The sequence below is a fragment of the Arthrobacter sp. FW306-1B-G06A genome (assembly GCF_058781765.1).
Map to the genome: position 1 here is coordinate 1 of NZ_JBYSXB010000049.1, position 16,668 is coordinate 16,668.

At 63.8% G+C, this 16,668-nt stretch carries 16 protein-coding genes and 3 pseudogenes; 4 read left to right on the forward strand and 15 right to left on the reverse strand.

Annotation, left to right across the window (positions count from 1 at the left end):
- Positions 1-124: 124 nt before the first annotated feature.
- The 9 genes and pseudogenes from AC3WJM_RS20185 to AC3WJM_RS20225 all read right to left on the reverse strand — a co-directional run bounded on the left by AC3WJM_RS20185 (position 125) and on the right by AC3WJM_RS20225 (position 10,292).
- Positions 125-1,618 carry a glycoside hydrolase family 32 protein gene (locus AC3WJM_RS20185; protein ID WP_492272791.1) on the reverse strand — a complete coding sequence of 498 codons (1,494 nt, stop codon included), beginning with the start codon at positions 1,616-1,618 and terminating at the stop codon, positions 125-127.
- A 231-nt stretch (positions 1,619-1,849) separates the two neighbouring features.
- Positions 1,850-2,089: a GH32 C-terminal domain-containing protein gene (locus tag AC3WJM_RS20190; RefSeq protein ID WP_492272792.1), complete on the reverse strand. Its 240-nt coding sequence runs from the start codon at positions 2,087-2,089 to the stop codon at positions 1,850-1,852.
- Between the two features lie 370 nt (positions 2,090-2,459).
- A pseudogene (locus AC3WJM_RS20195) lies at positions 2,460-3,410 on the reverse strand (glycoside hydrolase family 32 protein); the annotation flags it as partial.
- Positions 3,407-4,477, reverse strand: a complete 1,071-nt coding sequence (locus AC3WJM_RS20200; protein ID WP_332603414.1) for an ATP-binding cassette domain-containing protein — start codon at positions 4,475-4,477, stop codon at positions 3,407-3,409. The pseudogene AC3WJM_RS20195 and the gene AC3WJM_RS20200, both read right to left, overlap by 4 nt.
- The gene (locus AC3WJM_RS20205) at positions 4,474-5,427 is read right to left on the reverse strand and encodes an ABC transporter ATP-binding protein (RefSeq protein ID WP_059389030.1); all 954 of its coding nucleotides are present in this window, start codon (positions 5,425-5,427) and stop codon (positions 4,474-4,476) included. Before AC3WJM_RS20205 ends, AC3WJM_RS20200 begins: the two co-directional genes overlap by 4 nt.
- Positions 5,424-6,350: an ABC transporter permease gene (locus tag AC3WJM_RS20210; RefSeq protein WP_332603416.1), complete on the reverse strand. Its 927-nt coding sequence runs from the start codon at positions 6,348-6,350 to the stop codon at positions 5,424-5,426. Before AC3WJM_RS20210 ends, AC3WJM_RS20205 begins: the two co-directional genes overlap by 4 nt.
- 10 nt (positions 6,351-6,360) lie before the next feature.
- Positions 6,361-7,338, reverse strand: coding sequence for an ABC transporter permease (locus AC3WJM_RS20215; RefSeq protein WP_284991714.1), 978 nt, complete (start codon positions 7,336-7,338; stop codon positions 6,361-6,363).
- 127 nt (positions 7,339-7,465) lie between these two features.
- Positions 7,466-9,142, reverse strand: coding sequence for an ABC transporter substrate-binding protein (locus AC3WJM_RS20220; protein WP_492272793.1), 1,677 nt, complete (start codon positions 9,140-9,142; stop codon positions 7,466-7,468).
- A gap of 79 nt (positions 9,143-9,221) precedes the next feature.
- The gene (locus tag AC3WJM_RS20225) at positions 9,222-10,292 is read right to left on the reverse strand and encodes a LacI family DNA-binding transcriptional regulator (protein ID WP_059389026.1); all 1,071 of its coding nucleotides are present in this window, start codon (positions 10,290-10,292) and stop codon (positions 9,222-9,224) included.
- Between the two features lie 287 nt (positions 10,293-10,579).
- On the opposite strand from AC3WJM_RS20225, the pseudogene AC3WJM_RS20230 reads away from it, so the two are divergent.
- Positions 10,580-11,134 (forward strand): annotated as a pseudogene (locus tag AC3WJM_RS20230) (ATP-binding cassette domain-containing protein); the annotation flags it as partial.
- Positions 11,135-11,256: 122 nt separating this feature from the next.
- The gene (locus tag AC3WJM_RS20235) at positions 11,257-12,219 is read left to right on the forward strand and encodes a carbohydrate kinase family protein (RefSeq protein ID WP_059389025.1); all 963 of its coding nucleotides are present in this window, start codon (positions 11,257-11,259) and stop codon (positions 12,217-12,219) included.
- Positions 12,220-13,122: 903 nt separating this feature from the next.
- Here AC3WJM_RS20235 and AC3WJM_RS20240 read toward each other — a convergent pair.
- Together AC3WJM_RS20240 and AC3WJM_RS20245 are read right to left on the reverse strand one after the other, a co-directional pair.
- Positions 13,123-13,476 (reverse strand): TraR/DksA family transcriptional regulator, encoded by a 354-nt coding sequence (locus AC3WJM_RS20240; RefSeq protein ID WP_284991721.1) that lies wholly within the window; start codon positions 13,474-13,476, stop codon positions 13,123-13,125.
- A gap of 145 nt (positions 13,477-13,621) precedes the next feature.
- Positions 13,622-13,954, reverse strand: a pseudogene (locus tag AC3WJM_RS20245) (LLM class flavin-dependent oxidoreductase); the annotation flags it as partial.
- Between AC3WJM_RS20245 and AC3WJM_RS20250 the strand changes: the two are divergent.
- The gene (locus AC3WJM_RS20250; protein ID WP_492272794.1) at positions 13,927-14,199 is read left to right on the forward strand and encodes a hypothetical protein; all 273 of its coding nucleotides are present in this window, start codon (positions 13,927-13,929) and stop codon (positions 14,197-14,199) included. The pseudogene AC3WJM_RS20245 and the gene AC3WJM_RS20250 sit on opposite strands and share 28 nt — an antisense overlap.
- 170 nt (positions 14,200-14,369) lie before the next feature.
- Here the strand turns inward: AC3WJM_RS20250 and AC3WJM_RS20255 are convergent, their stop codons facing one another.
- The 4 genes from AC3WJM_RS20255 to AC3WJM_RS20270 form a co-directional block, all read right to left on the reverse strand.
- Complete coding sequence (locus AC3WJM_RS20255) at positions 14,370-14,657, reverse strand: hypothetical protein (RefSeq protein WP_284991723.1); 288 nt, start codon at positions 14,655-14,657, stop codon at positions 14,370-14,372.
- A 17-nt stretch (positions 14,658-14,674) separates the two neighbouring features.
- Complete coding sequence (locus AC3WJM_RS20260) at positions 14,675-15,049, reverse strand: hypothetical protein (RefSeq protein WP_306961475.1); 375 nt, start codon at positions 15,047-15,049, stop codon at positions 14,675-14,677.
- A 36-nt stretch (positions 15,050-15,085) separates the two neighbouring features.
- The gene (locus AC3WJM_RS20265; RefSeq protein ID WP_492272795.1) at positions 15,086-15,532 is read right to left on the reverse strand and encodes a J domain-containing protein; all 447 of its coding nucleotides are present in this window, start codon (positions 15,530-15,532) and stop codon (positions 15,086-15,088) included.
- 213 nt (positions 15,533-15,745) lie between these two features.
- The gene (locus tag AC3WJM_RS20270; protein WP_492272796.1) at positions 15,746-16,171 is read right to left on the reverse strand and encodes an Hsp20/alpha crystallin family protein; all 426 of its coding nucleotides are present in this window, start codon (positions 16,169-16,171) and stop codon (positions 15,746-15,748) included.
- A 134-nt stretch (positions 16,172-16,305) separates the two neighbouring features.
- Between AC3WJM_RS20270 and AC3WJM_RS20275 the strand changes: the two genes are divergently transcribed.
- Positions 16,306-16,623: a MerR family transcriptional regulator gene (locus AC3WJM_RS20275; RefSeq protein ID WP_059389020.1), complete on the forward strand. Its 318-nt coding sequence runs from the start codon at positions 16,306-16,308 to the stop codon at positions 16,621-16,623.
- The last annotated feature ends 45 nt before the right edge of the window (positions 16,624-16,668 follow it).

Below are 16,668 nucleotides of genomic sequence, written 5' to 3' on the forward strand. Positions count from 1 at the left end.
GAACGCCTTCGCCATCACCTTCGAAGGAAGAATCAACTAAATGCCAACCCCGAATCCACCGTTAAACGGACACTCCCCGTTGATTGGGTGGGTTTGAAACCATCCGGCGGTTGGGTAGCCATGGTCAGGCGAGGGTGGTGAGCCTGAGCGAAGCGACCTTTGCGGTTCCTCCGGTGGTGTACAGCGACACGCCGGTGCCGGAGGGGTCTGGGAAGATCAGCTCGGTGAGGGTGACTTCTCCGTCTTGGGCGAAGATCTCCACAGAGCAGTGATCAACGAAAATGCGCAGGCTATACGCTCCATCCATGGCACGCAGGGGCGCGGTGTCGATCGATGAAAAGGCGCCGTGGAACGCGGTGTTGCCCGAGACCGTTCGATCCACGAGCAGTCTGCCGTCACCCGGACGGATGCCGATCCTTGTACCTTCGTTGCCGTTGCCGCGGATCACGAGGCCAAATTCATCTGCGGAACCGGGCACAAACGTTACCTCGATGAGTTGCACGGCGCCCCCGCCTGCCACGGAACGGATGCCATCGACGTCGAGCTCTGTGTAGGCAACTGTGCGGGTAAGCGCTGCGGGGTCAATCACTGCCTGCTGGGTGAGGTGCGGTGTCCCTTCAGAGGTGACCAGCGAGACCTCGCGTACAAGCGACATGGGGCTTCGCCACGGGGAGGTTGGAATGTCGTTGCCGTACTGCCAGTTGTTCATCCAGGCCATCATGAGCCGGCGACCGTCCGGAACGTTGCTGAAGGAAACGGCAGCGTAGTAGTCCCGGCCCCAGTCGAGCCAGTGATACTCGGTCAGGCGCGCCGGATCCTGGTCGCCTTCAGTGACCGTGGTTTCGGACCTGAACGTCACGCCGTCGAATTCGCCAACGAAGTACTGTCCCGCAGATCCTCCGTTTGGGCCGCCCGGATTGAGGTTAACGGTCAGGACCCATCGGATCAGGTCCTCGTTCCCGTCAAGTGGCAGAGGAAACAGGTCAGGACATTCCCAGACTCCGCCAGTGGCGTTGGCGGGCCCGAAACTGCTGAGGTAGTCCCAGCTCTTGAGGTCATCGGAGCGGTACATCACGACCGTGAAATCCAGTGCCTCGACAGCGACCATTACCCAATAGGCGCCGGCCGGGCCGTTGTAGCGGAACACCTTCGGGTCGCGGAAGTTCGCGGAATTGCGGTTCAGGACCGGGTTTCCGTGGTACTTGGACCAGGTGTAGCCGCCGTCCGTGCTCCACGCGAGTGACTGGGCCTGGATCCCGGCGTGCTGTGAGTTCTCCTTGTAGGCACTTGTGTAGATGGCGACCAGGGGTGCAACAGTTCCGTCGCCGAAGCCGCTGGTGTTGTGCTGGTCGTAAACGACGCTGCCGGAGAAGATGTCCTCGTATTCGTCGCAGGCAATAGCGACGGGTTGCTCTGTCCACGTGATGAGGTTCGTGGAGGTGGCGTGCCCCCAGGACATGTTTCCCCAGACATTCCCCAAGGGGTTGTTCTGGTAGTAGAGGTGGTAATTGCCCTCGTAGTAGATGAGGCCGTTGGGGTCATTGAGCCAGGTGTCCTTGCTGGCGTAATGCATCGCCGGCCGGAAAGCCTCACGTGTGGGCGCGGTTACCGCGGTCATGAATCAAAGTCTCATTTCATTTCGTCTTCCTGAGGAAGGGTGGGTGCGGCCATCCAGCCGGCGAACGGCGCGGGGCGCTGTGCGCGGGCTGGACGGATGCTGGTGTTAGCAGTTGCTCGTGTATAGGTCGTGCGTCCGCTTCGCGGCGGGATGCCCGGCCATGAGCTGGATGTCTTAGGTGATAGAGCGATGGGGACATGACTCCAAAGGCGGGAGAGGTCGGATCCTGAGTTAGGGGAAGAGGGCCCGGGCTCCTCCAAAGATCTCAGCCATGGTCCAGGCATCGAAGGAGAGCAGCCTCACGGTACCCTCGGCGGTCAGGCTCACGTGCTCGCCGGCCAGGGTCGGGTAAACGCGGGCGGTGAGCGGCTTGCCGTTGGCGAAAATTTCGACGGCGGATCGGTCCACCAGGACGCGCAGGTGCACCCGGCCGTCGGGCATCGGAAGCGGGGGCGGACTTGTCGTCGACATCAACGGTTGGATCGAGGCTGCTCTGAGTCCGGTCGAGGCGGAGTGTGCCTTGGCCGTCGCCTTCAGTGGTCCGGCACAGCTCGATCACTGTTTCCTCCTTGGATTTACCGGAGACGCCACAGTCAGCCGATCCCAGCAAGCCCAGTCGCAGCACAGCACCAGGCTCGAGCTGCACATCCAGTTCGAGGTCCAATTGGCTGCCGGACACACCGGTAGCCACAGGTGCCCCGGTACCCACCAGTTCCTGTCCAGGCAGGCCCACATGGTCCCGGCGCAGCTTCTCGATTTCAGGCACGGGCGCGAACCCCAGGGTTCCGTCGTCGGCCACGGTTGTGACGCGCGGCAAACTCATGACGCCCGACCACCCGGCCTCGATCATCGCGGCGTCGCTGCGGCCCTCCTGAAGCCAACCAAACATGATGCGTCGGCCGGACTCATCCTGGAATGACTGCGGCGCATAGAAGAACCGTCCACCGTAGTCGAGCCGATGCAGCCCGGTGGGCTCGAAGGAGTTTTCCGAATAGCGGCCGGTCCAGTACAGCGGGTGGCGCGTGTCGCCGTTGTCCCATGCGGAAAAGACCAGCACGTCGGGCGCGTCGCCAGAAGGAGGAACCGTACCCAACGATCCCTCGCGTGCCCGGAACAAGTCCACGCATTCCCACATGGTCCCGGTCCAATCGGAATCGGCAGGATCGCCCTGTGAGGCGTCGCCGATGAACAGGGGCCCGACGTATTCCCAGGAGCGCAGATCCTCCGACTCGTACAGGAACGCCGTGCCGCCGCGCCCACGGATGCCCGATCCCACCAACTGCCGCCAGATGGAACCCTCGCGCCATACGCAGTGATCGCGATACGCCGTGATGTCCACTCCGGCCGGCGGGGCTGCGATGACCGGGTTCTGAGGAATCTTGCTCCAGCTCAGGAGGTCTGCGGATCCGACGGCAACGCAGGGCAACTCCTGCTCGCCCAGCCGTCCCGAGTACACCAAGGTGGGTGTTCCTCCGTCGTTCACCAACACCCCCGACCAGCAGCCGTCGGCGTCCGGACCTGCGGAAGGTTCCAGCGCCACAGGCTGGTCCGTCCAGTGGACGAGGTCGGTGCTGGTGGCGTGGCCCCACTGGATGCGGTGGTGGAAGGCGCCTTCGGGGTTGTACTGGTAGAAGAGATGATAGGTGCCGTTCCACTGGCTCACGCCGTTGGGGTCGTTCAGCCAACCGGCCGGGGACACGAAATGGAAGCGCGGCCGAAGGGGGTCCGCATCGGCGCGTGCAATCAGTTCGTCCTGGGGGACGGTGCCGAGCGGGTGCGTCGATTCAGTCATGCGGAGGCCTTGCTGTCCGTAGGTTCAGTTGCCAGGGCGTGGCCGCCGGCTCCAGCCTGCGGGCGGTAGAGGTGGCAGCGCACCCAGTGGCGGTTTTCGGGGTTGCCCACACCGTGGCGAACGGGTTCCTCGGCCGAGCAGGCCTGGTTTGGGTCGCCGTCGAAAGCGCAGCTGGTCGAAGCCATCACAGCCTGTCGCAGCTCGGCCCGGCGGACGGGATCGTAGGAGCCCGCCCGGGCCGGATCCGGGACGGCTGAGACCAGCAGTTGCGTATACGGGTGGGCCGGGTTGGCCAGGAGGTCCAAGGACTCGCCCTCTTCAACGAGCTCACCGGCGAACATGACCGCCGTCCGGTCCGCGAGGTATCGGGCCGAAGCGAGGTCGTGTGTGATGTAGAGCATGGAGATTCCCTGCTCATCGCGGAGTTTGCGCATCAGGTTCAGCACGCCGATCCGGACCGAAACATCCAGCATGGAGGTGGGCTCGTCAGCGAGGATGACCTGTGGTTCCACGGCAAGGGCCCGGGCGATCGCGACTCGCTGGCGCTGGCCGCCGGAGAGCTCGTGCGGGTAGGAGTTCAACATGTCGGCCTGCAGGCCCACGGTGGTCATAAGCTCCTCGAGTCGCTGCTGTGTCTCTGTCTCGGAGCTGCCGCCCTTCCGGTGGATCACTAGCGACCTCCGCAGGAAATGCTCCACTCTGTGGGCAGGATTCAGCGAGCCGAAGGGATCCTGGAAGACCATCTGCAGTTGGGAGCGGAAGGCGTGCGATGCCTGGAAGCGGTCACGCTTGAGGACGTCGACGCCGTCAAGCAGGATCTCGCCGGAGCTCGGACGTTCCAGCCGGGCAACGCAGCGGGCCAGGGTGCTCTTACCCGACCCAGACTCTCCCACGAGGGCCACGATTTCTCCGCGGCCAATGGTCAGGTCTACGCCGTGCAGGGCCCGGACGGACTCCCGGGAGAACAAACCACCTATTGCGAAAGACTTTCCTAGTCCGCGGACCTCGAGGGCCGTAGCTTCTGTGTCGGCGGAGGGGCGCTGGGATGACAGCACAGCGTGGCTCATCGTGCGGCTCCTTCCAGGACGGCTGCTTCAGCGTCGGCACCAAACGGAGCCACGAAATGGCCGGGTGCTGCTTCGGTGAGGTCGGGGATGTTCCGGAACTTCACGCCGTCGGGCAGTCCGGTCAGCGGAACCCGCGGACCGGTCAGCGGCGGGAACGCACCCATCAGCGCCTGCGTGTAGGGGTGGCGAGGGTTGGCGTAGACGTCCTGGGCTTTCGCGGTCTCCACGATCCGGCCTCCGTACATCACGGCCATGCGGTGCGAGAGCTCCACCATGAGGGACATGTCGTGGGTGATGAAGAGGACGGAGAATCCCAGTTCGCGTTGGAGTTCCTTGATTTGGGCCATGATTTCCTGCTGCACCACCACGTCCAGGGCGGTGGTGGGTTCGTCGAGGATCAGGAGGGACGGCTTGAGCGCCACGGCCATCGCGATCACCGCACGCTGGCGCATGCCGCCCGAAAGCTGGTGCGGGTAGGACTTGAGTCGAGCGGAGTCGATCCTGACAAGTTCCAGCAGCTGGCCCGCGCGTCGGAGGGATTCCTTGCGGGAGTAGCCGGCGTGTGTGGTGAAGATGTCCACGATCTGCTCGCCGATGGTGAGCACCGGATTCAGCGAGTTCATGGCCGATTGGAAGACCATCGCCACGTCCTGCCAGCGGAAACGCCGCAGTTCCTCCGGGCTCATGGCCAGGACGTCCTTGCCGCCGAAGGAGATGCTGCCGGCGGCGATTTTTGCGGGGTCCTTGAGCAGCCGCATGATCGAGTTGGCGATGGTCGACTTGCCGCAGCCGGACTCGCCTGCCAGCCCGAAGACCTCTCCGGTGCCGATGCTGAAGGAAACACGGTCGACGGCGGTGGTGGAGCGGGTGTCGCCGATGTACTTGACGGTGAGGTTCTTGACGTCCAGGACGGGCTCGTGGGAGCCGAAGGAAACTTGGGAGACTGTCACTTGGCGGCGCTCCTTTCGGTATTCTTTGGGGTTTTGATCTTCCGCAGCCGCGGATTAGTGACCTCGTCCACGGCGTAGTTGATGAGCGCAAGTGCGAACGCGACCACCGCGATGCAGACACCCGAGGGAACAAAGACCCACCAGCTGCCGGTCAGTAGGGCTCCCTCGTTGCCGGCCCAGAAGAGGTTGTTGCCCCAGGAAACGGTGCTCACGTCACCCAGGCCAAGGAACTCCAGGCCTGCCTGGGCGCCGATGCCGTAAATCACGCAGCCGAGGAGGGTTCCCATGACGATCGATGCCATGTTCGGCAGGATCTCGCGGAACATGATGCGGCCCGCCCGTTCGCCGGACACCACGGCCGCGGCCACAAAGTCCTTTGAACGGATGGACAACGCCTGGGAGCGCAATACACGTGCCGACCCAGCCCAGCCGGTGACCACGAGCACAAGGATTACCGTGCCCAAACCCGGCGGCAGGAAAGCTGCCAGGATGACAAGGAGCGGGAGCCCGGGCAGGAGCAGGAAGACGTTGGTCACCAGGGACAGTGCTTCGTCAATGAACTTGCCGAAGTACGCCGACGCCAGGCCCACCAAAATGCCGATGAAGGTGGATGCGAAGCCCACAGTCAACCCGACGAACAGGGAACTGCGGGAGCCATGGACAGTCAGGGCAAGCACGTCCTGGCCTTTGGCCGTGGTGCCGAGCCAGTGCTCGGGAGACGGTTCCAGCGAGGCCATCGCGGTGATCCGCGATGGGTCTCCGGGGAACAGCACGGGGGCCAGCAACGCAAGCGCGATGAACACGAGCATCACGATCATGCCCACCAGGGCCTTCTTGTTGGTGATAAGTCCGTGGACGAAACTGCGGTTGGGCTTGCGGGCAGCCGTGGGCTCAGTGGGCTGCTTGAGAATTGCGGTAGTCATGATGGATCCCTCAGTTGCTGCGCACACGCGGGTCGAGGCGGACGTAGAGGATGTCCACGAGGAAGTTCGCCAGCAGCACGGCGGCGGTGATGGTCAGGAACAGGCCCTGCATGAGCGGGTAGTCGAGGCCTTGGACGGCGTTGAGGAGCTGGTAGCCGACGCCGGGATACGCGAACACCACCTCGGTGAGCATTGCACCACCCACCACGAAGCCCAGGCTCATGCCGAAGCTCGTGACCGACGGGAGCATGGCGTTCCTTGCCGCGTAGCGGAGCATGATGCGGCCCGGCCGGAGACCCTTGGCCTCGGCCATGGTGATGTAGTCCTCGGCGTTCGTGGCGATCATGGTGTTCCGCATGCCGAGCATCCAGCCGCCGATGGACACCAGGACGATCGTCAGCGCCGGGAGCACAAGGTGAGCACCGACGTCGCCGATGAACTCCCAGGTAAACGCGGGCTCCAGACCATCCGTGAAAGCGTGGCGGATCGGGAACCAGCCCAGGACTACACCGAACAGGTACAGGGCTCCCATGGCCAGCCAGAAGTACGGGAAGGATCCGATGAAGATCAGGAGCGGCGGCAGGGCGGAGTCGATCGCGCCGCCGCGTCGCCAGGCGGCCAGCATGCCGAGGAGATTGCCGATGATGGCGGCGAACACAAGTGCGGTTCCGCCCAGCAAAAGGGTCCAGCCGATCTGGCTGGCGATGACCTCGGTGACCGGGGTGGGGAAACGCGAGATGGAGACACCCATCTGGCCGGTCAGGATGTTGTGCATGTAGTCGACGTACTGTTCCCAGAGCGGCCGCGTATCCACGCCGAGCATCTTGCGCAGGGCTTCGATCTGTTCGGGCTGCATCTTGCCCTGGGTACGGGCGAACATGCGTGAGACGGGGTCTCCCGGCATGAAACGCGGGAGCAGGAAGTTCAGGGTGATGGAGGCCCAGAAGGCGATCAGGTAAAAACCCAGGCGGCGCAGGATGAAGCGCACGGTTGCTCCGTTCGGGAAAGGCGGGGTCCGGGACGACAATGGTCCCGGGCGGGAAAGATGAAAAGGTTCTCGGCCGGTGGGAACCGGAATATGGCAACTGCAGCCACCGGCCGAGAAGTGGCACCGGCTACTTGCGCGGTTCCAGGGTGGTCAGGACCAGGACCGTGGTGGGGGAGCGGTCAGAGAGCGTTGCGTAGGGGTTGTCCTGAGTGGGCCATCCCGTGAAGTGAACGTCCGTGTAGTCGCCCCATTCGGGGCCGGAGAACAGCGGAACCGTCGGGGCCACCGCGTTGTATTCCGCCTGAAGCTGGTTCGCGATCTGCTTCTGTGCGGCTTCGTCGCCAGCAGAAGCAAACTGCTGCAGGAGATCATCGGCCTTTGGATCGCCGAAACGGTGGTAGTTCTCGGTGGCCTTGGCGCCCACCGGCTTGACGGTGGATGTGCCCATGGTGGAGCTGAAGTACTTGAACGGGCTGGGGTCGTTCGCGCTCCAGACGATGCCGGTGTCGAACGTTCCCTGCTCGTAGCCGGAGACGACGGAGGCCCAGTCAGGGGAGTCCACCTTGGCGGTCACGCCGATGGCCTGGAGGTTCTGGGAGATCACGTTGGCCACGGAGAGCCAGTCGGAGGAGCTGGCGCCCACGGAGATCTTGAACTCGAAAGGCTTGCCGTCCTTGAGGGTGCGCTTGCCGTCCGCGCCCTTGGGGTAGCCGGCGCCGTCGAGCATCTTGTTCGCTTCGTCGACATTCAGCTTGGTCCAAGTGCAGTTGTTCGCCACATCGGCGTTCTTCCAGCTCGCGTAGTTGCCGGAGAGGCCTGTGCAGTCGGCCGGAGTGGCGTACCCGCTCATGCCGATCTTGGTGACCTGGTCACGGTCAACCGCCATGCTCAGGGCCTTGCGCACCGTCGCGTCATTGAACGGCGCCTTGCTGGTGTTCAACTGCCAGTTGATCATGGCGCCCGTCGGCGGGAACCAGAAGTGGCGGTGGTCCTTGTCTTTTGAGATGAAGGTCTTCTCGATGTTCGGGATGAACTGGGTGGACCAGTCCACATCGCCGTTGACGCTGGCCAGGTTGGCGGCATCGTTTCCGGACATCGCCAGCATCTTGATGCCGGCGATCTTCTGCTTGTCAGGCTGCCAGTAGTTCGGGTTCTTCTTCAGCACGAAGGACTGGGACTGGAAGCTGTCCACCTGGGTGTAGGGGCCGGTTCCCACGGGGTTGGCGTTGGTGTCCTTCGCCGGATCGGCGATGGATGACCAGATGTGCTTGGGGAGGATGGGGAGCTGCCCGATCTCATAGAGCGCGGGGGACCAGGGCTTGTTGAAGGTGAATGTCACCTTGTCGGTGCCCGCCGGAGTGACGGAATCCAGGTACTCGAAGCCGCCCTTGAGCTTCTTCTGCAGCTGGAAGGTGTAGGCCACGTCATCGGCGACGAAAGGCTGCCCGTCGGACCACTTCACGCCGTCACGCAGGGTGAAGGTGACGGACTTGCCGTCCTTGGCAGCGTCCCAGGAGGCGCCCAGCCAGGGGACGGTGTTGCCTTTGGCCGGGTTGAAGACCAGTAGGGGTTCGTAGATGGCCTGCTGGACCATGGGGTTCACAGTGGGGGCGAAGGGGTTGAAGTTACGGTCGAAGGTGCTCATGTCCTCACGCGGGATGGTCAGGAAGGCGTTCGCGTTGGCTCCGGCGTCGGTGCCGGCGGACTTGTTGACAGTGGCAGCGCAGCCGGTCAGCAGCATTGCACCCACAGCCAGTCCGGCCGCTGCAATGCGGGCAGACCTCAAGAGTCGGGGTTGTGTCATGATGGGTATCTCTTTCCTATCTTCATCAGCAAGGTGAAGGGGTGGGTAAGGGTTTGCTCTTCGAAACTTGATTTCGCGGTCAGACCGAAGAGCGTTCTAGCAGCGGACAGTCGACCAATTGCTGGTCGGCAGTGATCGGCTGTCCTGCTGTGAGAGCTGCGAGCGTCTGGACTCCCAGTGCGCCCATTTTTTCGAAGGGCAACGCAACCGTGGTCAGTTTTGGCCTGAGGTAGGCCGCGATCAGTTCCTGGTTGTCGAAGCCGATCACGGCGATGTCCCCGGGGATGGTCAATCCCCGTTCCTTGATGGCGTCATAAGCGCCCATCGCCATGCGGTCATTGAGGCAGAACAGTGCGGTCGGCCTGTCCTGCTGGGGGTAACGATCCAGGATTTGGCACGCCGCCTCGTAGCCTCCATCCGCCGTCGCATGCCCGGACACCACCAGCTCCGGATCCAGTTCGAGCCCGGCGCCGGCGAGTGCTTCGCGGGCACCCTCCAAACGCCCGACGGCCGCGGGAATGTGCGGGTCCAGGTTGATGACTCCGATCCTGCTGTGGCCGGCCCGGAGCAAACGATCGACGGCAACCCTGCCGCCCCCGCGCTCGTCCGGGACGATCGAGGGCAGCTTCCCGTCCGCGTCGAAACAATTGATCAGGACAGTGGGAACCTCGTGGGCGCTTTCCGGAACATGTACCCCGCGGTGGTATGTTGCCGCGTACAAAAGTCCTTCCACTCGTTGTTCCAGCAGCTTTTCCGTTGCTGCATCTTCCAGGCCTTGGTTGGGTCCTACGGCATCGGCCTGGTCGGAAGGCGCGATGAGCAGGAACCGGTGGTCAAGCCAGGCTTGATCCTGGGCGCCCTTGATGATGTCCACCGCAAACGGGGCCGTCACGATCTCGGTGACGAGTCCGTACCAATCACTGCGTTGGGAAGCCAGTGCGCGCGCTCCGGCATTCGGGCGGTAACCCAATGCCTGGACGGCGTCGTTGATGCGGATGCGCGTTTCCTCAGAAATGCTGGCGTTTTCGCGGTTGTTCAGCACGAACGAGACCGCCGTCCGGGAGACACCGGCGTGCTGGGCGACATCACTCATGGTGACACCCCGCTGCCGCACAGCCGCGGCTTTCTGGGGGGTGGTGGTTTTCGCCATTGAATGCTCCGTGTCTTCGTTGATCCTGCGCGCAGTACCAAGGGTTCGGTCTGAGGTCGTATCGCAATCGTTGGCAAGTAACGCGAGTTACCTTCAGCGGTGTGATTGAGGTTACACGCGTTACCTCGTAGCTGTCAACGGCTTCCACCGGCATGCGGGCAGTTGGTTCACGATCGCTTGAGCCAGGCCGGGCGTCGGAGGATTTGACTGTTGACTTGTCCGGTGGACAAGCCGTAGGTTCCCTTTTTGACAACGTTGTCTTCGTTCGGTGGATCTGACGCAAGCAGGTGCACTTCAAACGCCCGCAGGACGCCCGGGTCCACGGCATCGAAACCGTCTACCAGAACCTGGCTGTCTCCCCGGCACTTGATGTCGCCTCGAACCTGTTCCTCGGCCGTGAAGAGCGCCTCCCCGGCCTACTGGGAAGCGTGTTCCGGATGCTCGATACCAAAGGCATGCGCAGGAAAGCCAAGGAAGAACTGACACGCCTGGGCATCTCCACCCTGCAAGACGTCACAGTGCCGGTCGAGAACCTCTCCGGCGGCCAGCGCCAGGCCGTCGCCGTTGCCCGCGCGGCTGCCTTCGGCTCCAAGGTCGTCGTCCTTGACGAACCGACCGCCGCCCTGGGAGTCCGCGAATCAAACCAGGTCCTCCAGCTCGTCCGCGACCTGCGCGACCGCGGCCTTCCGGTCATCCTGATCAGCCACAACATGCCACACGTGTTCGATGTGGCAGACCGGATCCACATCCAGCGCCTGGGCAAGTGCGCGGCCACCATCACCCCGCAGTCTCACAGCATGACCGACGCCGTCGCGATCATGACCGGCGCAGCCAAGGCCTGACAGGGCCGATCGGCGCTTCCCGCTCCCTCGGGACCCCTTCTCCGTCCGCGGACCTGCCAACAGGTCCGTGGACGGATCCATCCCGGGGCTCCCACCAACGGCAATCCGAAGAAAGAACCACGATGCACAAGCTCCAACCGGCCGCCCCCGCCCACGACCAGATGGACGTCATCGTTATCGGCGAAGCCCTGATCGACGTCGTCAACGGCCCCGAAGGATCCATCAGCTATCCAGGCGGGTCCCCGGCAAATGTCGCCTACGGCCTTGGCCGGCTCGGCATCCCGACCGGGCTGCTCACAGCGATCGGCGACGACGAACACGGCACCGCCATCACCAACCACCTCCACAGCGCAGGCGTCCGGCTTCTTCCCGGATCCATTTCCCTTGAACGGACAGCAACCGCCACCGCCACCTTGGCGGCCGATGGCTCCGCCAGCTACGAGTTCGACATCGCCTGGCAGCTGGCACCTGTGGCGCCGGCCATGATCCCGAAAGTTCTCCACACGGGCTCGATCGCCACGTTTCTCGCGCCAGGAGCCGCCACAGTCCGCACCCTCCTCGAGCAATGCCACCAATCATGCCTGGTCACCTACGACCCCAACATCCGCCCGGCTCTCCTCGGCAGTCACTCCGAGGCGCAGTCAGTCTTCGAGGACCTGCTCCCGCTCACGGACGTCGTGAAACTCAGCGACGAAGATGCACACTGGCTGTACCCCGCATTCTCCCCGGACGAGGTCCTCTCCCATTTACTGGAACAGGGCGCGCGCCTGGCCGTCATCACCAAGGGCGCAGAGGGTGCCCTGCTGGCCACACCCGATGCCCGGTTCAGCATCCCATCCGTGAAGACCAAGGTTGCCGACACCATCGGGGCAGGCGACGCCTACATGGCCGCACTCATCTTTGAACTGCTGACCCGGGGCGACGAGGCGTTTACGCCGCCCGGGCTCGAAGCCATTGGGCAGACCGCGTCGATGGCCGCCGCAATCACAGTGAGCCGTCCAGGCGCCAACCCGCCTACCGCTGAAGAGTTGCAGACGCGTCTGGCAGGCCCTCGGCGACGTCGGCACACCGTCGCCTATTCCTGAGCGGCCATCGCCCGATCTCGGGCTGTCAGTTCCACGCACCGCCGTCCATTTGTGTGCGCTCATTCAGGCCAAGAATCGAGACCTTCAACGACGCTAATGCTCTTCATGTTCCTGCACTGCGACGGAAGCCACAGCTGAGAGTCCGGGGCATTGGCCACGATTCAGCTCGTAAAGGTCACGCTCTCAAAGTCGGCGCTCCAGGAGCGCGCCGCCAGATCCTTTTGCGGCAATCCCAGCGAGAGCTCCTGTGAAACGCAAGAGCCCGGCATGGGTCGTCGCTGATGAAGCTGATATCCAGTAGGCCCCGAGCCGGGTCCATCTTTCCCGTCGAGCGAGGCGGCAGCTCGGAAGGTGGACCCGTCGAATTTCGATTTGGAAGTGCACGGGTCCGTCCTGTCCGGGGTCCAGGATCAGGCCGGACCAATACTCGCCGTGTTTGTCTCGGCGTTCTCATCCCGTCACGCCGATGTGGTTGGTGTCCAGGGTGATGCAGCCACCCCCGGTACCCGTGGCTCGTATCCACGGACCCGCAGCCTCGCTACCTCTCCTTTGAGCCGCGGGGAAATTGGTCCCCGGCTGTGGACAGGGAACAGGCCATCCGAGGAGGCAGAAGCGACAGTCCGCTGGCGGCGCTAGTGCTTCCACAGTCCGTTGCGCACGCGCGCTACCAACAGCGTTGCTCCGGGTGAAATTTCGACGCCGATGACGGGCAACAGCGACAAGGACCCCATATCCATTGAGCGTCCGGGGTGCCGTTGGGTCGGCCGGGGGTGCCGGCGAGGTCGCAGCTGTGATTGCCTTCCAGGCTTTACCGGCGTCGTCGACAGCGGGATGCTTCAGCCGGGCCTCACGCCGGGTCGTGCCTCGTTGGCAACGAGTGGCGGGAGGGGTATTCGCCTTGGCTTAGCTTTGACCGGATGCGTGCTCTATGCAATACGGAGTCCAAGGCCTTGCCTCCAGGCGACCCTCCGCGATGGGCTTGCCGCACACGGCGCACAGTCCGTAACTCCCGTTGGCAATCCGCAGCAAAGCGGCCTCGATCTGTTCCAGGCCCACCCGGCTCTGCTCCATGAGTGCGGAAGCCTGGGAAAGTTCGAAAGCGATCGTGCTCCCTTCCGGATCGTGTTCGTCGTCGACGTTCGCGTACTGCCTGGCGACGTTTACCGAAGTGATGTCCCCAAGGAGGGCTTTCAAGAGCGCAACCTTGCGGTCACGTTCCTCCTCAAGGAGTACTCGGAACCGCTTCGCATCGACCATGGGACGAAAGGCTACCGCACAGTTGAGCTTGAGTGGGCCAGGCCGCGAGCTCGTGGGACTGCTCTGACGACTGGGAGCACCGCGACTCGGCAGCGCACAGCCGCCCAGGATTGCCCAACGTGTGGTCGATCGAAGGCCGTGACGCCTACTGCGGGTCGCGCCGGACTTCAGCTGGAGTCCATCCCAGGGCTGGACCGAGTTTGCTGGCGATGTCGGTGAGGATCTGGATGTAATCCTCGTGGTCGAAGCTGAAGGGCAGCGCAAACGCCACCTCGTCGACTTCCTGGAATCCTGCGTGTGCGTATAGCTGCTCGGCGATCTCGTCGCTGGTACCGATCAGATCCGCGGCGAACAGCATGCCCCTTGCCCCCTGCGGCGCCCGTGTGCGGGGAGTGCGTTCATCAACATACCACTGGTATTTCTCCCGCTGACCCGGCGAAGCCAAATCAGTTGGGATCACCACCAGGCCCTGCGACACACCGGGGACACCCGATCGGTGACGCCGGCACGTACCCCGATGGTACATTTCCCGTCGGCGTCCTGATGACCGCCCCGCCGGGCGAGGTCAAGAGCGCGCTGCCGCTGGAGTCCGAGTTCGGCGTGTTCGAGGCGCCCTTGGAGGATTACGACGTCGTGGAGCTGACCCGCTTCGCCCGGCCCCTGATGCGGGGCCGGGTGGCGTTCGGCGATTGTTTCGCTGCGCCAGTGCCCGGCGCAGGGTGACCAGGCATTGGCGCGTTACCTTGACCCCGGTCCATCATCCTTGGGCCGTTTGCCGGGAAGCAGCAGGGCACAGATCCTTTTGAAGACGTGGAGCGGTGTGGGCGCCGGACGCCAGCTGGAAACAGTGCCCGGCCGCGTCATGGCGTCCGGCCGGACGGTGACCGCCCGCTCTACGTTGGGTCCGCCGGGGTTTGGGCGCTGCTGTTCAGGATGTAGTCGGTTGCTGCTGGTCCGGTCATGCGCAGGCTCGGGAACGTCCAGCCCTTTCCGGTCTTTTCCGGGCGAAGCCCCGCGAGGCGGAGTGCGGTGCGGAAAGCCTGGTCGGGCACGGGGACTCTCCGGTTCAAGGAACACCAGCTGACGTAAAGCCCATAGAACGCGTCGGCGTTGATCCCTGAATCGCTCGCGTCGTTAACAATGCAGTCCCGAAGGAACTGGCTGATCTGTGAAGGGGTCATTCTGTGCTCCTGGGAATTTAGGGTTGGATTCCGTAGATGAATTCCTTGGCGTGGGCGACGGCTTTTCTGAAGGCGTCGTTGCGGAGGGTGACTTGCCCGGGGTTTTTGGGGTCGGTTTCGAGGTAGTTCGTGTAGCCCGGCCGCAGGACCCAGATGTCACCGGACGGGGGGAGGTAGAAGACCCCGAAGGAACGGTGCTGGGGATCCTCGGTCCAGATGGGGACGACCGCGACCGCGGCACCGGTGTCCGGGTTGATCCATTGGGCCCGTGGCATGGGTTGTTCGTGGGTTTCCGGGTCCAGGAACGGCGCTGTTCCTTTGCCCCACCGCTTTTCGAAGCGTTCGTAGAAGGCGGGCATCAACTGGTTGTCGTAGGGTCGCCAGGCACTCATGGAAGCTCCTTGGGATTGCGTGGATTTCCGGCTCTCTCAACGTCGGATCCATCGGATCAGCGTGTAGCCGGTTGGCGGATATGACGGTTCCCGGGCCGGCATTCCCGGGTACCGTCCGGAGGGCGGCTCCCAGATGACCGGTCCGATCAGCAGCGACGCGGCGGGAAGCAACTGCCCTGGGATACGCACGGAGGCGGCGTCGGGCCGCTGCGGCTTGGCGTTCGCGGCTGGACGCGGGTGCTCCCGGTCGTAGGCGGCCCGCTTTTCCGGGTTGCCGAGGATGGCGTAGGCGGCCATGATGTCCCGGAGCTCTTCCTGTAATTGCTGTTCCGCCAGGCTGGGGCGTTCACGGGGTGCATGGGCCGCCCGGGTGTCGGGGTGCAGGCCGCGGATGAGGGTGCGGTAGGCGCGGGTCACCTCGCGGGCCGTGGCGGTGGGGGCGATATGCAGGATGCCGTAAAGGTCGGGGCGGTTGTTCCTCATCGTTGGCGTGTTCTGTGTCTTAGATGCGGGGTGTTCTCGTGGGAGGTGGATGGTCCCCGGCCTGTTCGGCCGGGGACCATCGTTGCGGGAGTCATCCTCGGGGCCTCATCCATCCGTGCGCAGGCTGCGCTGTGGCGTGGTCTGTGAACCCGACCGCCCTCTTCACATGGTGGGCCGCTGTGGTGCTCCCGGTCCGTGAGGCTGCGCCGGCGGTCAGGCGTTGATCTCCTGGCGCTGTTGTCCGGTGGTTTCGATTTCGATGCGGCGCGGCTTTGCTTTCTCCGCGACCGGAATGCGCAGGGTCAGGACGCCGGCGTCGTAGCTTGCCTTGACACCGTCGGTGTCCAGCGCGTCGCCGAGAATGAGCTGTCGGCTGAAGACGCCGCGGGGGCGTTCGGAGGCAATCAGTTCCGTGCCCTCGCCGACGGGGTCCGGGCGCTCGGCCTTGACGGTCAGGACGTTGCGTTCGACGTCGATGTCCACCGAGTCCACGTTGACTCCGGGCAGATCGAAGGCGACCACGAAGTCCTCGCCTTCCCGCCAGGCGTCCATCGGCATCGCCGCCGGCCGGGTTGTCGTGCCGAGCACCTGTTCGGCGAGCCGGTCGAATTCACGGAAGGGGTCCGTTCGCATCAGCATGGTGTGTCACTCCTTGCAGATCGCAGCTTTTTTGTTGTCAACCCAGCCGATCTATGGTGGCTGGTATATATTTCTTATAGCACTGCGCAGGGGTCGGGGCAAGCCTGATTTTCGACGGATTTTGGAGGTGCCCGATGGGACAGACCGACGATCGGGGGAGGGGCGTGTACGCGATTTCCGTTGCCGCCGAGCTGGTGGGAACGGGGCAACAGAACCTGCGCCTCTATGAACGCAAAGGCTTGTTGGAACCGGGCAGGACCCTGGGCGGGACCCGCCAGTACAGCGAGAACGATCTCGTGACATTGCGGCGGATTGGTGAGCTGCTGGAGCTGGGGCTGAACCTGGCCGGCGTCCGGATGGTCCTGGTCCTCGAAGCCGACAACCGGCGCCTCGAGGCGGAACTCAGGTCCGCGAACGCTACCCGGGACACCGCCCGGCCCCGGTCTGGGTGAAGACGAGTGCGAAAGAGCCCCCATGATCGAGGGAATTCGATGAAA